Origin of the sequence: Hydrogenophaga sp. 70-12 (genome assembly GCF_001897365.1) — a bacterium.
GTDB lineage: Bacteria > Pseudomonadota > Gammaproteobacteria > Burkholderiales > Burkholderiaceae_C > Hydrogenophaga > Hydrogenophaga borbori.
Genome location: NZ_MKSS01000010.1, coordinates 1 through 21187, shown reverse-complemented (window position 1 = coordinate 21187; position 21187 = coordinate 1). Strand labels below are relative to the sequence as shown.

Genomic DNA, 21187 nt, shown 5'->3' with positions numbered 1-21187 from the left:
ATCCTCGCCGCCAGCGAGATGGCAGCAGGAGCGGCCCCGATGGCGACGACGAAAATCAAGCGCAGAAGCAAAAACCCGCTGGAGGTGCACGGCGCGCTCTGGTTGTCGTCCGGTGGCGCCAGCCTGGCCGGCCATGGCCGCGTCGAACTGCTGCGCGCCGTGGCCGAGCACGGCTCCATCACTCGCGCCGCCAAGGCCTTCGGCATGAGCTACAAGGCCGCCTGGGACGCCATCGACACCATGAACCAGCGCGCCAGCGCGCCGGTGGTGGAGCGCGTGATTGGCGGCAAGGGCGGCGGCGCCACGCGGCTCACCGACTTCGGCCAGCGCCTCATCGACCGCTACGAGCTGGTGCACGCGGTGCACCAGCGCTTCCTGCGCCTGATCGAACAGGACGCCATGGACCTGGACCAGGAGTTCTCGCTGCTGAAGGTACTGAATATGAAGACCAGCGCGCGCAACCAGTGGTTGGGCACCGTCGCGGCCGTGCGGGCCGGCGCGGTGAACGACGACATCGAACTGAGCCTGCCCGGCGGCCTGCGCCTGTCGGCCATCGTCACGCGCGGCAGCACCGAATCGCTGGCGCTGCGCCCGCAGATGGCGGTGATCGCCCTGGTGAAGTCCTCGGCCGTGCTGCTGGCGGTGGACCTGGCCGGCGCGCGCGTGTCGGCGCGCAACCGCTTCCCCGGCCGCGTGCTGTCGGTGACGCCCGGGGCGGTGAACGCCGAGGTGCTGCTGCGCTGCGACGGCGGCCTGGAGGTGGTGGCCGTGGTGCCGCAGGCCGCCGTGGCCGAGTTGGGCCTGGCGCCGGGCGCCGAGGCCACGGCGCTGATCAAGGCCTCGGACGTGATCCTGGCGGTGGTGAGCTGAAGGCCCGCCCCCGCCAGACGCCGTTCAGATCCCCACCACCGACACCGCCTTGGTGTTGAGGTAGGCCTCCATCGCCTCGGGACCGCCCTCGGTGCCGTAGCCCGAGTCCTTGATGCCGCCGAAGGGCAGCTCGGCCGAGGGCGTGGCCGGCTGGTTGATCCACACCATGCCCGCTTCCACTCGGTTGGCCAGCAGCTGCACGTTCTTGTAAGAGCGCGTGAAGGCGTAGGCCGCCAGTCCATACGGCAGGCGGTTGGCTTCGGCGATCGCCTCCTCCAGCCGGTCGAAGGCGCGGATGCCCGCGATCGGGCCGAAGGGTTCGTTGTTGAAGAGGTCGGCCTCCAGCGGCACCGAGCGGATGATGGTGGGCGCGAAGAAGTTGCCGGCCTCGCCCACGCGCTCGCCGCCCGTGAGGACCTCGGCGCCATGCTCGGCCGCGTCCTTCACCACCTGGGCCATGGCCGTCACGCGGCGCGCATTGGCCAACGGCCCCAGCGTGGTGCCCTCGGCCAGGCCGTCGCCCAGCTTGAGGCCCTGCGCGTGCTGCGTGAGCGCGCGCGAGAAGTCCTCCACCAGGCTGCTGTGCACCAGGAAGCGCGTGGGCGAGATGCAGACCTGGCCCGCATTGCGGAACTTGGCCGCGCCCGCGGCCTTTACGGCCAGCGCCACGTCGGCGTCCTCGGCCACGATCACCGGCGCATGGCCGCCCAGTTCCATGGTCACGCGCTTCATGTGCCGCCCGGCCAGGGCCGCGAGCTGCTTGCCCACCGCGGTGGAGCCGGTGAAGGTGACCTTGCGGATCACGGGGTGCGGGATCAGGTGACCGGAGATCTCGGCCGGGTCGCCGAACACCAGGCCCACCACCCCAGGCGGCAGGCCGGCGTCGACGAAACAGCGCAGCAGCGCGGCTGGCGACGCGGGGGTTTCCTCGGGCGCCTTGCACAGGAAGGAGCAGCCCGTGGCCAGGGCCGCGCCCATCTTGCGCACGATCTGGTTGACCGGGAAGTTCCAGGGCGTGAAGGCCGCCACCGGGCCCACGGGCTCCTTGATGACCATCTGCTGCGCGGCCGTGTTGCGGCCCGGCACCAGGCGCCCGTAGACGCGGCGGCCCTCGTCGGCGAACCAGTCGAGGATGTCCGCGCCGGCGAGGACCTCGCCCCGGGCCTCGGCCAGCGGCTTGCCCTGCTCCTGCGTGAGCACGCGCGCGATGTCGCTGGCGCGTTCGCGCAGCAGCGCGGTGGCGCGGCGCATCAGGGCCGCGCGTTCGTAAACCGACGTGTCGCGCCAGGTCTCGAAGCCCTTCTGCGCGGCCGCCAGCGCGCGCTCCAGGTCCTCGATGCCGGCGTGCGCCACCGTGCCGATGGTCTGGCCCGTGGCCGGGTTGCGTACGTCGATGGTCTTGCCGCTGGCGGCGTCGACCCACTGGTTGGCGATGAGAAGTTGGGTGCTGGGGTAGGCGGTGGTGGTCATGGCAGCGGTGGTGGAGGTCGACGGGGGTCGGCCGGCGTCGGCCGGGCCCCGTACCCTATCGCAAACGGCATAACCGGGCGCGGTGGGCGGCGGGCGCGCCCGCGCCCGCCGCCCCGGCTAGCCCACCATCTCCCGCCAGAGCGCCTGGAGCGCGTCGGGCCGCAGTTTGCCGCGCGCGTTGCGCGGCAGCGCGTCGATGATGCACACCGCCAGGGGCCGCTTCGCGCGCGGCAGCTGTTCCGCCGCATGGGCCTGCAGGGCCGGCGAATCGAGCACCGCGTCCTCGCGCGCCACCACGAAGGCCACCACCTCCTGGCCGTAGATCGCATCGGGCACGCCCACGGCGGCGGCCTCGGCCACGCCGGGGTGGGCCAGCAGCGCGTCCTCGATCTCGCCGGGTGACACCTTCACGCCGCCGCGAATCACCAGGTCGTCCATGCGGCCCAGCAGGCGCACCACGCCGTCGGCCTCGCGCACCGCGAGGTCGCGCGTGCGGAACGCCTGGCCGCGGATGGGACGCAGCGTGCCATCGGGCTGCAAGGTGCCCAGCGCGAGCTTGGCGCCCTCGATCACCACCTCGCCGGGCTCGCCATCCGCGCAGGGCGCGCCTTGTGTGTCCAGGATGTGCACGTCCATGCCCGGCACCGGCCGGCCCACCGAACCGATGCGCCGGTCCACCAGCCGGTTGCCGCAGATCCAGCCGCCTTCGGACGAGCCATAGAGGTTGATGATGGAAATGCCCGTCTCGCGTTCGAAGCGCGCCCAGGTACTCGCGGCCAGCGGTGCCGAGCTCGAAGACATCACGCGCAGGCTGGCCGAGCTGGCGCGCAGGCGCTCCAGCGGGTGGCCCAGCAGGATGTTGAGCACCGTGGGCACGCCCGCCGCCACGGTGATGCCGTGGCGGGCGATCCACTCGGGAAAGCGCGAGGCCGAGAACTGGCGCGCGAGGTGCAAGGTGAACCCCAGTTGCAGGAAGGGCATGAGGCTCAGGATCTGCGGCGAATACCAGCTGAAGGAGCGGTAGTCGAGCAAGTGGTCGCTCTGGCGCAGATCGAGGAGGTGGGTGCTGGCCAGACCGTTGAGCGCGTACGAGGCGTGGTCGTGCAACACGATCTTCATGCGCCCGGTGCTGCCCGAGGTGCAGCAGGCCGCGGCCAAGTCCTGCGCGCGCGGCCCGGCCCGGTGCAGCGCGGCCCGCTGATGCGGTGCGTGCGCCGCGGCTTCCAGGCGGATCGCCGCCAGTTCGCCGGGCGCCGGTGGCCATTGGCCGAAGCGCAGGTGCGGGCCCATGCCGGCGGGGATGTCGGCCTCGCCCAGGCGCTGGCCGTGCAGCAGCAGCGCCGGCTTCAGGGTGTTGAAGGCGACTTGTGTCGCGGTGGCGCCGATCTGGGAAATGTCGAAGGGGCACACCACGGCGGCCAGGCGCCACAGGGCGAGCCACATCACCACGGTTTCGATGCCGCCGTCGATGATCAGCACCACCCGGCTGCCGTGGCCCACACCGCGTTCGCGCAGTTGCAGGGCCACGCTGTCCACCACGGCCGCCAGTTCACCGTAGCGGATGCGCTGGTCGCGATCGACGTCGACCACCGCGGCGCGCAGCGGGTCGCGCGCCGCGTGGCGCTCGAGCCATTGCGCGGGCGACAGCCAGTCGGACGCTGCGTGGCGTGGCTCCATGCGCGGGCGCCGGGCTCAGCCGGCCGTGGCCTGCGCGGGCGGCGGTGGCGGCAGGCTCAGGTTGGCCAGGGCCCATTCACGGAAGAGTTCCACGCGGCGCAGCTTGGCCTTGGCCGTTGTCGAGGTGAGGAAGTAGCTGGAGCTGGAGGCCACGCGCGTGCCGAAGGGCGCCACCAGCGTGCCGCGCGCGAGTTCGCGGTCGATCAGCGGCGTGCGGCCGATGGCCAGGCCCATGCCTTCCACGGCGGCCGCCTGCGAAGTGAACTGCAGCTGGAACACCGACTCGCCCGCGAAGCGCACGTGGCTGTGGCCGGCCGCGTCCAGCCAGGCCGGCCAGTCGTCCTGGTAGAGCGAATAGAAGTAGGTGCGGATGCGCACGAAGCGCGCCAGACGCTCGGCCTCGCTGCCCTCGGTGCCGATCGTGTCCAGCAACCGGGGCGAGCACACCGGGAAGAACTCCTCGCCGTGCAGCAGGTCGGTGCGCATGCCGCTCCAGCGGCCCGAGCCATAGCGGATGGCCACGTCGTGCGTGTTGTTGTCGAACTCGTCGAAGTTGGCGCTGGTGGACAGGTGCACCGTGATGTCCGGGTGCTGGCGCTGGAAGTCCGGCAGGCGCGGAATCAGGCAGTGCACCGCATAGGCCGGCAGACAGGCGATCACCAGCACCGTGTTGACGACCTTCTTGCGCGTGTTGTCGCTGGCGATGGCCAGCATGCTGATCGCCTCGCTCACCGAGCGCAGGTACTCGGAGGCGGCGGGCGTGAGCGCCAGCGTGTTGCGCTTGCGCGTGAACAGCTTGATCTCCAGGCGCTCTTCCAGGGCCTTGATCTGGTGGCTGATGGCGGTCTGGGTGACCGATAGCTCCTGCGCAGCGCGCGTGAAGCTCAGGTGGCGCGCGGCCGATTCGAAGGCCAGCAGGCTTTGCAGCGAAGGGATAAAGGGTCTCATGCGTGGGTTCTCGGCTGCTGCGCCCCGGCGTCGTGCGCCGTATGGGAACTCTGCGGCGCGCCGTCCAGCGGCGCTTTCGTCCAACCCCTGCATTCCTGAATAAGCCAGCGACGCGATGTTACCGGCTGCGCCGCGTGCGCGGCGAGGAGACGGCGGGGGCTCATCGCGAGCGGCCCGTGAGCTTGAAGCTGCCCTGCGCGCTGGCCAGCAGCAGCGTGCCTTCGTGCCAGGCCTCGGCGCGCGCGAAGAACAGCGTGCGCGTGCGCTGTACCAGGAAGCCCTTGGTGACCACCAGGCCGCTCGACGCCTTGTTGATGAAGTTGACCGTGAGCGAGACCGTGTGGCCGTGCGTGGGCTCGTGCATGGGCGGGCTGTACAGGCCCGCGTAGCCGCAGGCCACGTCCAGCAGCGTGGACAGCACGCCGCCCTGCAGAACGCCCTGGCGGTTGAGCAGTTCAGCCCGCACGGGCAGGTGGAACTCGCTGTAGCCCTCGTGCCATTCGGCCAGGCGCACGCCGATGTGCTCGAGGAAAGGGTTGTCGAGCGTGATCGGGCTGGGCGTGCGCATGGGGGGAGCTTAGGCAAGGCCGCCGATGGCCACCACTGAAAGCCATTCATGGGGCCATGAGAGGAAACCGGGTGACGGCGCCGCGAATGAGGGCCCCTCATGGCCGGATGAAAAACTATCGCTCGCGCCGCCCATACCCCGACGCTACTCTGCGCCGCACCCGATGCAGCACCCCCACCCGCAGGGGCGGACACGGGACCCACTCACGAACGAGCAGCAGGAGATGACCATGCAAACCTTTCCCGGCGCCAAGTCCGCCTTGTCCCTCGGCGCGGCCCTGTGCCTGGCCGCCGCCGCGCCCGCCCAGGCCCAGTACACCCAGGACACCGTCAAGATCGGCTTCGCCACCGACATGTCCGGCCTCTTCTCCGACATCGACGGCGCGGGCGGCGTCGAGGCCGTGCGCATGGCCATCGCAGACTTCGGTGGCCAGGTCGGCGGCAAGAAGATCGAGCTGATGTTCGTGGACCACCAGAACAAGCCCGACATCGCCTCCACCAAGGCGCGCGAGTGGATCGACGTGAACCAGGTCGACCTGCTGCTGGGCGGCGTGAACTCCGCCGTGGGCCTGGCCATGTCCAAGGTCTCGGCCGAGAAGAAGACGGTCTACATCTCGGTGGGCGCCGGCACCGCGCGCCTGACCAACGAGGAGTGCACGCCCTACACCATCAACTACGCGCTGGACACCATCGCCCAGGCCCGGGTGGCCGGACGGGCCGTGACCGAGGCGGGCGGCAAGTCGTGGTACTTCCTGGTGGCCGACTACGCCTTCGGCCATTCGCTGGAGAAGGACACCACCGAGGTCATCAAGGCCGCTGGCGGTCAGGTCAAGGGTTCGGTGCGCCACCCGGTGTCGGCGTCGGACTTCTCGTCGTTCCTCATGCAGGCCCAGGCGTCCCAGTCGCAGGTGCTGGGGCTGGCCAATGCCGGCAGCGATCTGCACAACTCGGTGAAAGCCGCCGCCGAATTCGGCGTCAACCGCAAGATGCGCATGACGGCCATGATGCAGTTTCTCTCCGACACCCACACCATGGGCCTGCAAGCCACGCAGGGCATGTACCTGTCCGAGGCCTGGTACTGGGACCTCAACGAAGATTCCCGCAAGTGGTCGCGCCGCTACTTCGAGAAGACCAAGCGCATGCCCACCGTGCTGCAGGCCGGGGCCTACTCGGCCACCATGACCTACCTGAACGCCGTGAAGGCCGTGGGCACGGACAACGCCGACAAGGTGATGGCGCAGCTCAAGAGCGCGAAGATCAACGACTTCTTCGCCAAGGACGGCTACATCCGCCCCGATGGCCGCATGGTGCACGACTACTACCTGATGCAGGTGAAGAAGCCGTCCGAGTCCAAGTACCCATGGGATTACTACAACCTGGTGGCCACGGTGAAAGGCGAGGACGCCTTCAACACCAAGGCCGAGTCCAAGTGCGCGCTCTGGAAGTGAATGCGCTTCGTCCAGGCGCCTGATCTGCCTGCGCCCGCGGGCCACTACGCCCAGGCCGTGGTGGCCAATGGCTTCGTCTTCGTCTCGGGCGTGCTGCCCTCGCCCGACACCGAAGGTTTCGAGGCCCAGGCGCTCGACGCGCTGGACCGTTGCGCGCGGGTGCTGCGCGCCGCCGGTTGTGGCTGGACCGACGTGGTCCAGTGCACCGCCTATGTGGTGGGGGTGGCGCACTGGCCCGCGTTCAATGCCGTGTACGCCAGGGTGCTGGGCGATCACCGCCCCGCGCGTGCCGTGGTGCCGGTGCCCGAGCTGCACCACGGTTGCCTGGTGGAGATCCAGCTCATCGCCGTCGCGCGCGACGGCGCGCCCGCGCCCGCGCAATGAGTGTCCCTCATGCGGCGATGAAAAAGCATCGCTCGCACCCAGGCGCCGCGCCTCCTAGACTGCGGGTCGGTCTCTTCTCTCCGTAGCCACTTCCTCGAACACCAATGGACACCCGAACCAACAGCCCCGCCGCCGACGCCACCGAACGCCTGCAGATGTACATCGGCGGCCAGTGGGTCGCTGGCACCAGCGGCCAGACGCTGGACAGCCTCAATCCCTACACGCAGAAAGTCTGGGCCACGGTACCCGACGCCAGCGAGGCCGACGTGAAGGCGGCCGTCGCTGCCGCGCGCGAGGCCTTCGACAACGGCCCCTGGCGCCAGACCACGCCGCAGCAGCGCGCCGCGCTGATGCGCAAACTGGGTGACCTGATCGCGCGCGACGCCGAGCGCATGGCGCGCATCGAGTCCATGGACAACGGCAAGCTGCTGCGCGAAATGCTGGGTCAGTGGAAGTACCTGCCCGAGTGGATGTACTACTTTGCCGGCCAGGCCACGCAGAGCCAGGGCGAGGTGCTGCCCAGCGACCGCCCCAATTTCATCGCTTTCACGCGCAAGGAGCCCATCGGCGTGGTCGCGGCCATCACGCCCTGGAACTCGCCCTGCCTGCTGCTGATGTTCAAGCTCGCGCCCGGGCTGGCGGCGGGGTGCACCTTCGTCGTCAAGCCGTCCGAGCACACGCCGGTGTCCACCTTGCGCTTCGCCGAGCTGGTGGAAGAGGCGGGCTTTCCGCCCGGCGTGTTCAACGTCGTCACCGGCGGGGCCGACGCGGGCCGCTGGCTGGTCTCCAGCCCCGACATCGACAAGATCAGCTTCACCGGCTCCGACGGCGTGGGCAAGGCCATCGCACGCGCGGGCGCCGAGAACTTCACGCGCGTCTCCCTCGAACTCGGGGGCAAGTCGCCGCAGGTGGTGTTCGACGACTGCGACATCGAGGCGGCCGTCAACGGCGTGATCTCGGGTGTGTACGCGGCCACCGGCCAGACCTGCATGGCCGGCTCGCGCCTCATCGTGCACCGCGCCATCCACGACGAAGTGGTCAAGCGCCTGGTGGCGCGCGTGAGCGCCATCAAGCTCGGCGACCCGCTGGACATGGCCAGCGAAATGGGCCCGGCCGCCACCGGCCAGCAATTCCAGAAGATCCTGTCGATGGTGAGGTCGGCCGAGGCCGAAGGCGCCACGCTGGCCTATGGTGGTCGACAGGCGCCGCAGGGCGGCTTCTTCGTGCAGCCCACCGTGCTCACCCAGGTGCACAACCGGATGGACATCGCGCGCGAAGAGGTGTTCGGCCCCGTGCTCGCGGTCATTCCCTTCGACACCGAGGAAGAGGCCGTGAAGATCGCCAACGACACCCGCTACGGCCTGGCCGCTGGCATCTGGACGCAGAACGTTCAGCGCGCGCACCGTGTGGCGGGACAACTGCGCGCGGGCAGCGTGTGGATCAACGCCTACCGCGTCACCGCGCCTTTCGCGCCCTTCGGCGGCTTCAAGCACAGCGGCGTCGGCCGCGAGAACGGCCACGAAGGCATGAACGAATTCCTCGAGACCAAGACCGTGTGGGTGGAGCTGAGCGGCGCGCTGCGCGACCCCTTCAAGCTGGGCTGAAGCGCACGATGACGCAGGAATCTCTTGGCCGTTTCGACTACGTGATCGTCGGGGCCGGCTCGGCCGGCTGCGTGCTGGCCAACCGCCTGAGCGCCGACCCTTCGGTGCGCGTGTGCCTGGTGGAAGCCGGCGAGACCGACTGGTACCCGTGGATTCACGTGCCGATCGGCTACTTCTACACCATCAACAACCCGCGCACCGACTGGTGTTACGTGGCCGAGCCCGACGCGAATCTGGGCGGCCGTGGCATCAAGTACCCGCGCGGCCGCGTGCTCGGCGGCTCTTCGTCCATCAACGCCATGGTCTACATCCGGGGCCAGGCCGCGGATTTCGACGGCTGGTCCGCCATGGGCAACCAGGGATGGTCCTGGGCCGAGGTGCTGCCGTACTTCAAGAAGTCCGAGGACTACCACCGCGGGTCAAGCGACACGCACGGCGCGGGTGGCGAGTTGCGCGTCGAGGGCCTGCGCGCCCACTGGGACGTTCTCGACGCGTTTTGCGACGCGGCCGTGCAGTGCGGCATTCCGCGCAGCGAGGACTTCAACTCGGGCGACAACGAAGGCGTGGGCTACTTCGAGGTCACGCAGAAGAACGGGGTGCGCATGAGCACCGCGCGCGCTTTCCTCAAGCCGGCGCGAAGCCGTCCCAACCTCGAGGTCTTGACGAAAACGCAGGTGACCCGCGTGAGCTTCGACGGCACACGCGCCAGCGGCCTGGTGGTGCGGCGCGGCGGCCGCGAGTGGCGCATCGAGGCGGCGCGTGAGGTGATCCTGTCGGGCGGCACCATCGGCTCGGCCCAGGTGCTGCAGCTCTCGGGCGTGGGCGACGCCGCCGCTTTGCAGCGCCTGGGCATTGCCAGCGTGCGCCACCTGCCCGGCGTGGGCGCCAACCTGCAGGACCACATCGCCGCGCGCACCATGCTGCGCGTGAAGGACACCGTCACGCTCAACCAGCAGGCCAACAGCCTGTGGGGAAAGATGTGGATGGGCATCGACTACGCGCTGCGCCGCCGCGGCCCCCTGACCATTCCGCCCGCGCTGGTGAACGCCTTCGTGCGCAGCGATCCCTCGCAGCCCACGCCGGACCTGCAGTTCGTCTGCTACCCCATCACCTACGACAAGCTCGGCGATCCGCCGCACGCCTTCCCGGGTTTCACGGCGGGCGTGTGCATGCTGCACCCCGAAAGCCGGGGCAGCGTCACGCTCAAGAGCCCCGACCCGCTGGCCGCGCCGGCGATCCACCTGAACTTCCTCGACACCGAGGCCGATTGCCGCACCGTGGTGAAGGGCCTGCGCATGTTGCGCGAGGTGTGCAACGCGCCCGCCATGCAGCGCTATGCGCCCGAGGAGTTTCTGCCGGGCCGCGAGATCCAGGACGAGGCCGAGCTGCTCGACGGCATCCGCAAGATGGCCGGCACCATCTTCCACCCCGTGGGCACCTGCGCCATGGGCACCGGCGAGCGCGCCGTGGTCGACGCGCGCCTGCGCGTGCACGGTCTCCAGGGCTTGCGCGTGGTGGACGCGTCCATCATGCCGAAGATCATCTCGGGCAACACCAATGCCACGGCCATCATGATCGGGGAGAAGGCCGCGGACATGATCAAGGCGGACGCGCGAAGCTGACGCAAGTCCAGGCCCAGGAGCGGCTGGGCTTTGAGATGCCGTCGAACCGGCGCATGGGAAATGGCCCATGCGACAAGCCCCGGTGGCTCACGCCTACCGGGGCTTGGATGACAAACGCCGGGAGGGCGTCAGCCCGCTCGCATCGCCAACACCGCCGCCAGCACCGCCACCGAAGCCGCTGTGGCCGACACCGCGGCCGCGACGACGGCGATCGCCGTGGCTGGGGTCCGCGTAGCCGCTGGCGCCTCGACGCCCGCCGCCGGCGCGGCGCGGGGCGTTGAAGCCATTGCCCCAGCCGTCGGACTGGTGGCGGCGACCGCAGCACCCGTGTCGGCCACCGGGGCCTCGTCACCCCGCCCCAGCTCCCGCACGAAGCGCGTGAAGAAGTCGTCCGCCATGCGCCGGGTCACGCCATCGATGAGCCGCGCGCCCACCTGTGCCAGGCGCCCGCCCACCTGGGCCTGCGCCGTGTAGCGCAGCCGCGTGCCCCCGGCCATGTCGTCCAGCACCACCGACGCCTCGCCCTTGCCGAAGCCGGCCACGCCGCCCGAGCCCTCGAAGCTCAGCGCGTAGGACGTCGGTGGGTTCACGTCGCGCAGCGCCAGCTTGCCCGCGAAGCGCGCGCGCACCGGGCCCACAGTGGCGGCCATCGCCACGCGGTAGCGGTTCTCGCCATCGGGCTCGAAGGTGTCGCAGCCGGCCAGGCACCGCTGCAGCACCTGGGGGTCGTTGAGCGCGCGCCAGACGCTCGCGCGATCGGCCTGGAGAATTTTTTCGCCTTGGATGTCCATGGTGTTCTGTTCGGGTGGGTCACTGGCCCGCGGCGGCCGGCGCGCGCAGGCGCTCGGCGGCCAGTCGCACGGCCTTCACGATTTCGGGGTACGCGCCGCAGCGGCACAGATTGCCCGCCAGGTAGTGGCGGATCTCGTGTTCGCTTGGGTCGGGGTTGTTTGCCAGCAGCTGGCGAGCCATCAGGATGAAGCCCGGCGTGCAGAAGCCGCACTGGAAGGCGCCGGCGTCGATGAAGGCTTGTTGCACCGGGTCGAGTCGGCCGTCTTTTGCCACGCCTTCGATGGTGGCGATGTCGGCGCCGTCGGCGTGCAGCGCCGGGTAGATGCAGCCCGTGACGGCCTGGCCATCGACCACGACGGTGCAGCAGCCGCACAGGCCCTGGCCGCAACTTTCGCGCGCGCCGTGCAGGCCGCAGCCGCGCACGACTTCGACCAGTGTGTGGAAGGACTCGACCTGGCGGGCCATGGGCTCGCCGTTCAGCCGGAACTGGATGAGGGTGCTGGTGGTGCTCATGGTGTTTAGGAAGGTCAGTCGTCGAGCGATTCGCCGCGCTGCGCGAGCAGTGCGCGCATCACCGCCTCGGGCGTGATGGGCAGCGAGAACAGGCGCACGCCCACGGCGTCGTGGATGGCATCGGCCACGGCCGATGCCACGCCGAAGCAGCCGCTTTCGCCCAGGCCCTTGGCGCCGTAGGGGCCGGTGCCCTGTTGCGCGTCCACGGCCTCGCAGCCGAAGTGTTCGGGGATGTCGTGGATGCCCGGGATCTTGTATTCGGAGAAGGACGCGTTGCGCAGCCGGCCCTCGGCGTCGAACGCCATCTTCTCCAGGTGCACCATGCCCAGCTGCATGATGGCCGCGCCCGAGATCTGGGTCTCGACCACCTTGGGGTTGAGGGGCGTGCCGCAGTCCACCACGTTCTCGATGCGCAGCAGGCGGAAGTGACCGGTCTCGGTGTCCACCTCCACCTCCACGCCGGTGCCGCCGATCATCCAGTTGGGCGTGATGTCGGGCGAGCGGCCATCCGCGTCGGGTGACTGGTACGGTGGCATGAAGGTGCCTGTGCCGACGAGCGTGCCCGCGGGCATGCCGTACTTCTTGCGCAGCAGCGCGCCGGCGTCGGCGATGCCGTTGAATGGCTGGCCCAGTTCGTCGGCCAGGGCCGCGAGCTGGGCCAGAAGGTCTTGCGCGGCGAGCTTGACCGCGTTGCCCATGTGGAAGGTGGAGCGCGAGCCCAGCGTGGCCATGTCGTAGGGCGTCACGTCGGTGTCGGGGTGCACCACGCGGATCTGCTCGGCCTTGAGGCCCAGCGCGTCGGCCGCGACCATGGCCATCGCCGTGTCCGAGGCCTGGCCCATGTCCACCGTACTGATGAGCAGCACACAACTGCCATCGCCGCCCAGGTTGATGGTGGCCACCGACGTTGTGGGTGCCACCAGGGCCTTGAACCCCAGGCCGATGCCGCGCCCGCGTCGCAGGGTGCCGGTGCCGCGTTCGATCGGGCGGTCCCATTGCATGCGCTTGGCCACCGTGTCCAGCACCAGGCGCAGCGCGGCGTCCTTCATCACCGTGCCGGTCGCGTGCGGGCGACCGTTCTCCAGCAGGTTCAGGCGGCGAAAGTCCAGCGGGTCCATGCCCAGTTCGCGCGCGATCAGGTCCGCCTGGCATTCGTAGCCCCACACCACCTGCGTGATGCCGAAGCCGCGGAACGCGCCGGCCGGCGGCAGGTGCGTGTAGACCTGGTACGAATCGATGTCGAGGTTGGCGATGTCGTAAGGGCCGCCGGCTGTGAAGCCGGATTTCTGCGTCACGCGCGGGCCGATGTCGGCGTATGCGCCGCCGTTCCACCACACCTCGCAGCGGCGGCCGGTGATGCGTCCTTCGGCATTGACCGCGCTGCGGATGCGGAAGGTGGTGGCGTGTTTGGTGATGGTGTAGAACTGCTCTTCCATCGTCAGCGCCACGCGCACCGGGCGGCGCGCGATGAGGGCCAGCGCCACGGCCAGGGCCTCGAGCTTGATGTAGAGCTTGGCGCCGAACCCGCCGCCCAGCAGCCGTGTCTTCACCTGCACGCGGTTCTCGGGCCAGCCCAGCAGGCGCGCGATCTCGATGCGCACGAACGAGGGGCTCTGCGAGGCGGTGTGGATCAGCAGGCCGCCGTCCTGCGGCTCGGCCACGGTCACCATGGGTTCCATGGGCACGTGCATCACCTGCTGGGTCTTGAAGGTGTGGTCGAACACGTGCGCGGCCTCGGCGAAGGCCTTGTCCGCGTCGCCGTGGCGCAGGTGGTAGTCCAGGGCCACGTTGGTGCCCTTGCGGCCCGCCAGGTGCTTCAGGTCGGGGAACGTGCCGGCGGGCTTGAGCGCGTCGTGCACCAGGACCTTCGATGCCGCGGCCTCGACCTCGTCGAACACGGCGGGCAGCACCTCGTAGTCCACGTTCACCAGGCCGGCTGCGGCCTCCGCGGCGTGCGGGTCATTGGCCAGCACCACGGCCACCGGCTCGCCCACATGGCGCACCTTCTCGATGGCGAGGATGGGCTGGTCGTGAAAGGCCGGGCCGTAGTGCGGGTCGGGAATGAGCCGCATCACCTCGCGCGCCGTCACCACGTGCACCACGCCCGGCATGGCCGCGGCCTCGCGCGTATCGATGCCCAGGATGCGCGCGTGCGCGTGCGGGCTGCGCACGACCTTGGCGTGCAGCATGCGCGGCAACTCCAGGTTGTGCGTGTAGTCGGCGGCGCCGGTGACCTTGGCCACCGACTCGAGGCGGTCCAGGCGCCGGCCGATTTGCGGCTCGGGTGACAGGGTGGCGTTGGGGTTGGCGGTCATGCGTGGCTCCGCGTGCGGTTCAGGGCGGCCTGCACGGCGCGCGGCAAGGCCACGCGCAGCAGCTGGCGCTTGTAGGCGGCGCTGCCATGCGCATCGGCCACCAGCGGCGCCTCGGCGACGGCGGCCTCGGCCGCTTCGCGCAGCACCGGCGCGCTCAGGCCGCGCTGCACCAGGATGGACTGCGCGTTGCGCAACCGGGTCGGGCTGTCGGTGGCGGCACCGGTGAGGATGCTCGCGCTGGTGACGCGCTCACCCTGCAGGCCCAGCACCACGGCCAGGCCCAGCGCGGGCCAGTCGTGCGCGGCCCGCGTGGTGAGCTTGAGGTACGCGCCCGGTCCGGCCTGCGGCGGCACGCGCAGTTCGGTGATGAGCTCGTCGCGCCTGACCACGGTCTCGTAGTACCCGGTGCACAGTGCGTCGGCGGGCACTTCGCGCGAGCCGCTCGGGCCGGTGATCACCACCGTCGCGCCCAGCGCCGCCATCACGGGTGGCATGTCCATGTGCGGGTCGGCGTGGCTCAGGTTGCCGCCGAGGGTGGCCACCGCGCGCACGCGCGGATTGGCCACACCGCGCAGCGCCTGCGCCAGCAGGGGCCAGCCCTCGCGCACCGTGGCATTCGCTTCGATGTCGGCCAATCGAGCCAAGCCGCCGATCAGCAGCGAACCATCGGCGCGCCGCTCGACGCGCGAGTGCCGCTCGCCGATGCGCTGCAGGCTCACCAGGCGCGTGGGCCGCAGCACGCCGGCCTTCATCATCAGCATCACCGCGGTGCCGCCGCCCACGGGGCGCACGTTCGGGTCTTCGGGGTCGAGCAGCGACAAGGCCTCGTCCAGCGAGTACGGGAGCAGGAATTCAAACGGTGTCATGACCGCACCTGTGCGCAAAGTTCCAGAAGGCCGTCGGCGACCCGCTGGGGCACCTCCAGCGGGGTGAGGTGGCGCGCGCCGGGAATCACGTCCAGCGTCGAGCCAGCGATGGCCTCGTGCAAGGCTTGCGACATCGCCACCGGCGCGGCGAAGTCTTCTTCGCCGACCTGCACCAGCGTGGGCAAGCGCAGCGTGCCCAGGCGCGCGCGCGCGTCGAAAGAACCCAGCATGCGGCAAGCTTCCACATAGCCTTGCATGTCGTTGCGCAGGAACACATTCACCCAATGCTTCACGGCCTCGGGTTCGCGCTCGCGGTAAGCGTCGCTGAACCAGCGCGTCACCTGGAAGTCGGTCAGCGAGGCCAGGCCATGGGCCATGGCTTTCTGGGCGCGCCCCTCCCAGTCGGCCGGCGCCGTGGGGCCGTACCAGGCCGTGGTGTCGATCAGCGCAAGCGCCGCGCTGCGCTCGGGGTGGTCGAGCGCGAACTGCAAGGCCACGCAGCCACCCATGGACGCGCCGCCCACCACCACGCGCTCGATGCCCAGGTGGTCCAGCACCTCGCGCAGGTCCAGCGCCATGCGCCCGGCCGTGAGAGGCGGCGTGCCCACGTCCGAACGGCCATGGCCGCGCGCGTCGATGGCCACCACCGAAGCCCGCTCACCCACCCCGTCACTGACCGCCTGCCAGAAGCTGTGGTCCATGCCCAGCGAGTGCACAAGGGCCATCACCGGCCGGTCCTTCGCCACCAGGTGAGCGCTGTAAGCGATGGTCGGGCCATCGCTGGCGCGGTGGGTCGCGCCGGGTCCTTCGTTCGTCATAGGGCGCGGATTCTGGCCGTCGCCCCGCGCCCTTTCAAACGAGAAATTTCGGTGGAGCGAATGAAAGTCTTTCATGCCTCACCATCGGCGCCCTGGTGGGTGCCGGGGCTGGCCACACGCCATGAAAACGCTTCATGGCGGCAAGCAATGGAAATCGTTTGCGCGCTCGCGCCGTCTCCAAAAGCATCGCGGCCCGGATTCACCCACACACCCACAGAGGAGACATCGCATGACCCGTTCGACCCAGAGCCGCCGCTCAGCACTGCTGGCTTGTGCCGCGCTGATGGCCGCGCCCGCCCTGCTGCCCGCGTCCGCGTTCGCGCAGGACTACCCCACCCGCCCCATCCGCGTCATCGTTCCCTTCGCTCCCGGCGGCGTGGTCGACACCACTGCGCGCCTGCTCACGCAGAAACTGAGCGAGCGCCTGGGCTGGAACTTCGTGGTGGAGAACAAGCCGGGCGGCAACGGCTTCATCGCCGTCACCGCCGCCGCCAAGGCCCCGGCCGACGGGTACACCCTGCTGGCGGCCCACACCGGCGAATTCGCGGTGAACCCCGCGCTGTTCCCCCAGGTTCCCTACGAGCTTGACCGCGACTTCGCGCCCATCACCATGATCAGCGACACCCCCATGCTGCTGGTGGCCAACGCGCAGCAGCCCTTCAACACCGTGCAGGAGTTGGTGGCCGCCGCGAAGAAGGCGCCCGGCAGCATCACCTTCTCGTCGCCGGGCAACGGCAGCATCAACCACCTGGCGGGCGAATGGTTCGCCATGGAGGCGGGGGCCAGGTTGCTGCATGTGCCCTACCGCGGCGGCGCGCCCGCCGCGGCGGCCGTGGCCTCGGGCGAGGTGGCGCTGGGCGTGGTGGCCATTCCGGCCGTCATCCCGCACATGCAGTCGGGCCGCGTGAAGGTGTTGGGCCTGACGACCGCGCGCCGTTCCAGCTTCAACAAGGACTGGGTCACCGCCAACGAGGCGGGCGTGAAGAACGTGGATGCGTCCAACTGGGTGGGCCTGTTCGCACCCAAAGGGGTGCCGGCCGACACCGTGGCCCGTCTGCACGCCGAGGTGGTGAAGACCTTGGAGCAGCCCGACGTGAAGAAGCGCTTTGCCGACGCGGGCGCCGAACTGGGGGGCATGTCCTCCGCCGACTTCGCTCAGCGCATCCGCAGCGACGCCACGCGCTTCAAGGACATCGTGCAGAAGGCCAACATCCGGCCGGAATGACGCCCATGCCTACCATCGACGCCTCGCTCGTCCGCCAGATCGCCCCCACCGGCGCGTTGCGCGCCGCCATCAACTTCGGCAATCCCGTGCTGGCGTCGCGCGACCCGGACAGCGGCCAGGCGCGCGGCGTCTCGCTGGATTTGGCGCAGTCGCTCGCGCAGCGGCTGGGCCTGGCGCTGCAGACCGTGCTGTTCGAGAGCGCGGGCGAGTCCGTGGCCGCCATCGCGCGCGCGCAGGCCGACATCGGCTTCTTCGCACTGGACCCGCAGCGCGCCGCGCAACTGCGCTTCGCCGCGCCTTATGTGCTGATTGAAGGCGCCTACCTGGTGCTGGAGGATTCGCCCCTCACCCACCGGGATGAGGTGGACCGCGAAGGCATCCGCGTGGTGGTGGGCCAGGGCAGCGCCTACGATCTCTTCCTTACGCGCGAGCTCCAACACGCCAGCCTCGTGCGCGCCGCCACGTCGCCCACGGTGGTGGACGAATTCCTGCGCCAGGGCGCGGAGGTGGCGGCGGGCGTGCGCCAGCAGCTGCTGGCGGACCAGCAGCGCCTGTCGACGGCGCGCCTGCGCCTGTTGCCGGGCAACTTCATGGTGATCCAGCAGGCGATGGCGGTGCCGGTGGACCGCAGCGATGGGGCGCTGGCGGTGGTGCGGGATTTCGTCGAGGACATGAAGGCCAGCGGCTTCGTGGCGCAAGCGTTGGAGCGCCACGGCATCACCGGTGCCCGGGTGGCGCCACCACTCAATTCCTAGCCCCGCACCGCCGCGTCCATCGCACGGATCAGGTCCGACTGCGTGACGATGCCCACCAGCCGGCGCTCGGCGTCGATGATGGGCAGGTGGCGGTGCCCGCCGTCGGAGAACACCGGCACCAGCTCGGTGAGCGGTCGGTCGCTGCTGGCCACGCGCACCTGGCGCGTCATGATCTCGCCCACCGTGTGCCGGGGCGCCGGCCGGTGCATCTGGCGCAGCAGGGCGCGCAGGCGGAAGTTCACGCCCTCGTGCACGTCCATGTCCACCTGGCGCATGAAATCGGACACCGTGACGATGCCCACCAGGTGGTGTTGCCGGTCCACCACGGGCAGCGCCTTCACGCGGTGCTGGCGGATCAGCGCCCAGGCCTGGCGCAGCGGCATCTCGGGGCGCGCGATCACGGGGTCGGGCGTCATCACGTCGGTGCAGCGCAGCTCGCCCATGGTGCGCTGATAGGCCGCGGCCTCGGCGTACTGCATCAGGTCCTGCAGGTCTTCGCGGCTGATGTCGAGCACCTGGTTGTAGTGGGCCAGCGCGGCGTCGAGGTCGCGGCTGGTCAGGCGCGCGCCGCCGGGCTCGGTGGGCACCGGGTGGTGCACGTGCGGCCAGCGCCGCCGCGTGAGGTTGTTGTAGAGCAGGCCGGCCGCCACCATCAACGCCGAGTCCAACAGCACGGGCTGCAGCGCGACGCCGAAGTCGTGGCTGCCCATCAGCACCATCAGCAGGGCCGAGGCGCCGCCCGGCGGGTGCAGGCAGCGCAGCGCCAGCATGAGCGCGATGGACAGGCCCACCGCCAGCGCCGCGCCCACGGCCGGGTGCGGCACCCAGAGGGCGCAGGCCACGCCCACCAGGGCCGACAAGGTGTTGCCCCCGATCACCGACCAGGGCTGGGCCAGCTGGCTCGACGGCACCACGAAGACCAGCACCGCGCTGGCGCCCAGCGGCGCCACCAGCGCGGTGGCCAGCGCGGGGTGGCCGTTGCCGGGCGCCAGCCAGGTGGCGCCCAGCCCGGCGACGAGAATGCCCAGCGCGGCGCCGATGCAGGCGCGCCATTTCTCGCGCGCGTCGATGCCAGGCGCGGCGGGCCAGAGCGCGCGCAGCGAGAGCAGGAGTTCGGGCAGCAGGCGCTGCAGCGCCTGCCGGCCCTGTCGCACCAGCGCGTTCAACCCAGCGTGTCCGTCAGCATCTGCAGGCGCTGGGCGCAGGCGCGCAGCGCCGGGACGATGTGGCGCTCGATGTGCGAGACGCTCCAGGGCTGCCCGATCGAGCTGACGTTCAGGCCGAACCGGGCCTCGCCCGTGCACGAGGGGATCTCGATGGCGACGCCGAACAGGCCCGCCACCAGTTCGCTGTTGGCGAAGCTCCAGCCCCGCTGGCGCGCCAGCGCGAGCTCGGCGTTCAGCGCCTTGCGCTCGGTGACCGTGTGCTGGGAATGGCGGGCCATGGTGCCCGCGGGCAGGTGCTCGGCCAGCCGCTGGGGCGGCAGCTGGGCCAGCAGCGCGCGGCCCAGCGAGTGGGCGTAGGCCGGCAGGCGGTCGCCGGCCCGCAGGTCGAGCTTGATCGGCCGGTCGGCCTCCACGCGCTCGACGAACAGCACGTCGGTGCCCGCCAGCACGCCGATCGCCGCCCCCACGTTCAACTGGCGCGACAGCTCCAGCAGCTGCGGCCGCACCGCCGCCGACAGGCCCAGCGAACGGAAATAGCGGTAGCCCAGTTCGATGGCCTTGGGCGATAGCTCGAAGTCGCGCTTGTCCTGGCGCAGGTAACCCAGCTCGCTGAGCGTCAGCAGGATGCGCCGCGAGGCGGCCCGCGTCACCCCCAGCAGTTCCGCCGCCGACTGGATGCTGAAGGCGCGCGTGTTCTCGTCGTACGCGTTCAACAGGCGAAGCCCGTTGGCCAGGGCATCGAGAAACTCCCGCTTGCCCTCGCTGTTGTCGTCCTGCACCTCTTTGTCTCGCATCTGCGCTCCACGCAATGAATCCGGCGCGCCGAATGTAGCGCGTTGACAGGCCGCGGCCGGTCCGGTAGATTAAATGGCGAACATTTGTTCGATAATTGAGGGGTTCAGTCCTATGCAAGTCCAGCCGCTGTCCGCGCGCTTCGGCGCCGAAGTGCGCGATCTCGACCTGTCGCGCGATTTCGACGACGAGGCGTTCGGCGCCATCCACCGCCTGTTCGTGGAGAGCAAACTGCTCTGCTTCAAGAACCAGAACCTGTCCGCCGCGGCGCAGCTGGCGTTCAGCCAGCGCTTCGGCCCCTTGGAAGTGCACGTCCTGTCCCAGTACAACCACCCCGAGCATCCGGAGATCTTCCGGCTGTCCAACCGGGTGGTGGACGGCCAACCCATGGGCATCGCCGACGGTGGCTCGTACTGGCATTCCGATCTCGCCTTCCAGGAGCGCCCCGCGAAGGCGACCATCCTGAACGCGCTGGAGATCCCGCCGGAGGGCGGCGACACCCTGTTCGCCGACATGGAGGCCGCCTATGAGGCCTTGTCCGATGAATGGAAGGCGCGGCTGGAGGGTCTGCGCGCGGTGCACCGCTACCGCCGCAAGGCGGACGCGGCGCAATCGACGCGGGTCGAGATGACCGAGGCGCAGAAGCAGCAGACGCCCGACGTGGACCATCCCCTGGTCCGCACCAACCCCGACTCGGGCCGCAAGGCCATCTTCGCCCACCCGGGCATGACGGCCGAGGTGATCGGCAAGACGCCGCAAGAAAGCCGCGAGATCCTGGAGTTCCTGTTCGCCCACACGGTGCAGCCCCAGTTCCGCTACGACTTCCGCTGGAGCCCCGGCGACGTGGTCATGTGGGACAACCGCTCCACCATGCACAGCGCCACGACGCGGGACCTGCCCGCCGGCCAGTACCGCACGCTGTACCGGACCACCGTGCGGGGCGAAAGGCCGGTTTGATGGTGGACGCGCCCAGCGACGCTGGTACCCGCGAACTCGACCTGCGGCTCGCCGACGGCCACGTGGTGCGTGCCCGCCTGGCCTACACGAGCCAGGGACCAGAGGATGCGCCGGCCTACCTGCTGCTGCACGGCTACACCGGCAGCCACTTCGCGCTCGATCCGAACGGCCCTGCCGCCGACGCTGGCTGGGCCGCGGCCTGGGCCGGTCCCGGCAAGGCACTGGACACGCGGCGCCACCGGGTGCTCACCATGAACCTGCCCGGCTCGGCCTATGGCTCCGGCTGGGACGGCGCCGACAGCGCCCACGCCAGCGTGGCGGCCATGGCCGACGCGGCCTGTGGCCTGCTCGACGCGCTGGGCATCGCGCGCCTCGACGGCGCGATCGGCTATTCCTTC

At 70.2% G+C, this 21187-nt stretch carries 20 protein-coding genes; 9 read left to right on the top strand and 11 right to left on the bottom strand.

Annotation, left to right across the window (positions count from 1 at the left end):
* The first annotated feature begins 39 nt into the window (after positions 1–39).
* Positions 40–870, top strand: a complete 831-nt coding sequence (locus tag BGO22_RS00600; protein WP_286848280.1) for a TOBE domain-containing protein — start codon at positions 40–42, stop codon at positions 868–870.
* A gap of 24 nt (positions 871–894) precedes the next feature.
* Here BGO22_RS00600 and BGO22_RS00595 read toward each other — a convergent pair whose 3' ends face one another.
* From BGO22_RS00595 to BGO22_RS00580, 4 genes are all read right to left on the bottom strand, one after another.
* Positions 895–2340: an NAD-dependent succinate-semialdehyde dehydrogenase gene (locus BGO22_RS00595; protein ID WP_286848278.1), complete on the bottom strand. Its 1446-nt coding sequence runs from the start codon at positions 2338–2340 to the stop codon at positions 895–897.
* Positions 2341–2457: 117 nt separating this feature from the next.
* Complete coding sequence (locus BGO22_RS00590) at positions 2458–4017, bottom strand: class I adenylate-forming enzyme family protein (RefSeq protein WP_204743780.1); 1560 nt, start codon at positions 4015–4017, stop codon at positions 2458–2460.
* 15 nt (positions 4018–4032) lie between these two features.
* Positions 4033–4965 carry a LysR substrate-binding domain-containing protein gene (locus tag BGO22_RS00585; protein ID WP_070399633.1) on the bottom strand — a complete coding sequence of 311 codons (933 nt, stop codon included), beginning with the start codon at positions 4963–4965 and terminating at the stop codon, positions 4033–4035.
* Positions 4966–5125: 160 nt separating this feature from the next.
* On the bottom strand, positions 5126–5533 hold the full coding sequence (locus BGO22_RS00580) for a PaaI family thioesterase (RefSeq protein WP_070399634.1): 408 nt from the start codon (positions 5531–5533) through the stop codon (positions 5126–5128).
* A gap of 229 nt (positions 5534–5762) precedes the next feature.
* Here BGO22_RS00580 and BGO22_RS00575 point away from each other — a divergent pair, with 229 nt between their 5' ends.
* From BGO22_RS00575 to BGO22_RS00560, 4 genes are all read left to right on the top strand, one after another.
* A complete protein-coding gene (locus tag BGO22_RS00575; RefSeq protein ID WP_204743779.1) occupies positions 5763–6980 on the top strand; it encodes an ABC transporter substrate-binding protein in 1218 nt (405 codons plus the stop codon).
* A complete protein-coding gene (locus BGO22_RS00570) occupies positions 6981–7364 on the top strand; it encodes a RidA family protein (RefSeq protein WP_286848275.1) in 384 nt (127 codons plus the stop codon).
* Positions 7365–7468: 104 nt separating this feature from the next.
* Complete coding sequence (locus tag BGO22_RS00565) at positions 7469–8968, top strand: aldehyde dehydrogenase (RefSeq protein ID WP_204743778.1); 1500 nt, start codon at positions 7469–7471, stop codon at positions 8966–8968.
* Between the two features lie 8 nt (positions 8969–8976).
* Positions 8977–10590: a GMC family oxidoreductase gene (locus BGO22_RS00560; protein WP_286848273.1), complete on the top strand. Its 1614-nt coding sequence runs from the start codon at positions 8977–8979 to the stop codon at positions 10588–10590.
* 128 nt (positions 10591–10718) lie between these two features.
* Here the strand turns inward: BGO22_RS00560 and BGO22_RS00555 are convergent, their stop codons facing one another.
* From BGO22_RS00555 to BGO22_RS00535, 5 genes are read right to left on the bottom strand one after another with little or no spacing between them, the layout of a single operon-like run.
* Positions 10719–11381: an SRPBCC family protein gene (locus BGO22_RS00555; RefSeq protein WP_286848271.1), complete on the bottom strand. Its 663-nt coding sequence runs from the start codon at positions 11379–11381 to the stop codon at positions 10719–10721.
* 19 nt (positions 11382–11400) lie between these two features.
* Positions 11401–11895, bottom strand: coding sequence for a (2Fe-2S)-binding protein (locus BGO22_RS00550; protein ID WP_070399639.1), 495 nt, complete (start codon positions 11893–11895; stop codon positions 11401–11403).
* 14 nt (positions 11896–11909) lie between these two features.
* Positions 11910–14210 (bottom strand): xanthine dehydrogenase family protein molybdopterin-binding subunit, encoded by a 2301-nt coding sequence (locus BGO22_RS00545; RefSeq protein WP_286848268.1) that lies wholly within the window; start codon positions 14208–14210, stop codon positions 11910–11912.
* Positions 14207–15076 (bottom strand): FAD binding domain-containing protein, encoded by an 870-nt coding sequence (locus BGO22_RS00540; protein WP_070399641.1) that lies wholly within the window; start codon positions 15074–15076, stop codon positions 14207–14209. Before BGO22_RS00540 ends, BGO22_RS00545 begins: the two co-directional genes overlap by 4 nt.
* Complete coding sequence (locus BGO22_RS00535; RefSeq protein ID WP_204743774.1) at positions 15073–15894, bottom strand: alpha/beta fold hydrolase; 822 nt, start codon at positions 15892–15894, stop codon at positions 15073–15075. Before BGO22_RS00535 ends, BGO22_RS00540 begins: the two co-directional genes overlap by 4 nt.
* 229 nt (positions 15895–16123) lie before the next feature.
* Between BGO22_RS00535 and BGO22_RS00530 the strand changes: the two genes are divergently transcribed.
* Complete coding sequence (locus BGO22_RS00530; RefSeq protein WP_204743773.1) at positions 16124–17119, top strand: Bug family tripartite tricarboxylate transporter substrate binding protein; 996 nt, start codon at positions 16124–16126, stop codon at positions 17117–17119.
* A 5-nt stretch (positions 17120–17124) separates the two neighbouring features.
* On the top strand, positions 17125–17874 hold the full coding sequence (locus BGO22_RS00525) for a transporter substrate-binding domain-containing protein (protein WP_070399850.1): 750 nt from the start codon (positions 17125–17127) through the stop codon (positions 17872–17874).
* On the opposite strand, the gene BGO22_RS00520 is transcribed toward BGO22_RS00525, so the two are convergent.
* Both BGO22_RS00520 and BGO22_RS00515 read right to left on the bottom strand, forming a co-directional pair.
* Positions 17871–19031, bottom strand: a complete 1161-nt coding sequence (locus tag BGO22_RS00520) for an HPP family protein (RefSeq protein ID WP_502686418.1) — start codon at positions 19029–19031, stop codon at positions 17871–17873. The genes BGO22_RS00525 and BGO22_RS00520 overlap by 4 nt on opposite strands.
* A gap of 5 nt (positions 19032–19036) precedes the next feature.
* Complete coding sequence (locus BGO22_RS00515; protein ID WP_116959102.1) at positions 19037–19834, bottom strand: IclR family transcriptional regulator domain-containing protein; 798 nt, start codon at positions 19832–19834, stop codon at positions 19037–19039.
* Positions 19835–19946: 112 nt separating this feature from the next.
* On the opposite strand from BGO22_RS00515, the gene BGO22_RS00510 reads away from it, so the two are divergent.
* Both BGO22_RS00510 and BGO22_RS00505 read left to right on the top strand, forming a co-directional pair.
* Positions 19947–20789 carry a TauD/TfdA dioxygenase family protein gene (locus tag BGO22_RS00510; protein ID WP_070399645.1) on the top strand — a complete coding sequence of 281 codons (843 nt, stop codon included), beginning with the start codon at positions 19947–19949 and terminating at the stop codon, positions 20787–20789.
* On the top strand, positions 20789–21187 hold a 399-nt coding region (locus BGO22_RS00505), incomplete at its 3' end, for an alpha/beta hydrolase family protein (RefSeq protein WP_286848262.1). The genes BGO22_RS00510 and BGO22_RS00505, both read left to right, overlap by 1 nt.